The following is an 846-nucleotide window of genomic DNA, read 5'->3' on the forward strand; positions in this document are numbered from 1 at the left end:
TGTTTTATGTTTAACGAACACGGATTATATTCACTTTTTATCTTTTCTGATGTTGTTAAATAACTGACGATAAAATGTTTGATACTCATCTATTTGGATAATATTCTTTTACGTACACCTTAATCGGTACGGGTAATTTCCGTCAGCTGCCCGCTCAGGTTATAGCCCAGAGTCAGCACCGGCCCGTCACTGGTGAATAAATGGATATCGTCCCCCCGAATTGTGCATCCTTATCCTTTGCAGCGCTTTTACGCCAAACACCCGAGGTAGGAGCCGGATGCGTTAGTCGCGCACGTCCGGATCTGTGCGGGGGGTAGCCGGTAACGGCTATTCCTACCGCGACCCCACATAGTATAGCTGGCCTTGTTGATATCGTGCCGAAGGCGTCAGGGCACCCGGCTCATACAGACAGTGTATTAGCCACGATAGATCATCAGTAAGGCCGGAAGATCTTGGGGGATCTTTCCGGCTTATGATTTAAATATTCTTATAAACTTGTTCAGCTTCGATAATTAAACCACCTAAGATATTATCAAATGGCCATTGATCAACTATTATTCTTGATATACCTAGATTTCGTTCTGTTTTCTGCGGTAACGCTCCTAAGTTAATATCATCTAGGGCTCTTAATAATTTTGTTTTAAAAAAATTAAGTTGTTCTAACGTTGTGAAATAATTGAATGAACTGTCATAAGCTGATATTGCTATATCAATCTCTTTTATCGCGTAATTTATTTTTTCTAGGGAATTATTTATTTTCATTGTCTTATAAGATCATCCAAGTTGCTGATATATTTTTGAATTTGACCACCAGGTAATCCAACACCTTGTGCTGAGGCTCTACCT

General features: G+C 40.2%; 1 protein-coding gene. It reads right to left on the reverse strand.

Translation table 11 applies throughout. The features are described from left to right. Nucleotides 1-477: 477 nt before the first annotated feature. The gene (locus ACGF7G_RS22505; protein WP_387468511.1) at nt 478-762 is read right to left on the reverse strand and encodes a hypothetical protein; all 285 of its coding nucleotides are present in this window, start codon (nt 760-762) and stop codon (nt 478-480) included. Nucleotides 763-846: the final 84 nt, after the last annotated feature.

The organism is Photorhabdus sp. RM323S (genome assembly GCF_042879375.1).
In the GTDB taxonomy this organism is placed as follows: domain Bacteria; phylum Pseudomonadota; class Gammaproteobacteria; order Enterobacterales; family Enterobacteriaceae; genus Photorhabdus; species Photorhabdus tasmaniensis.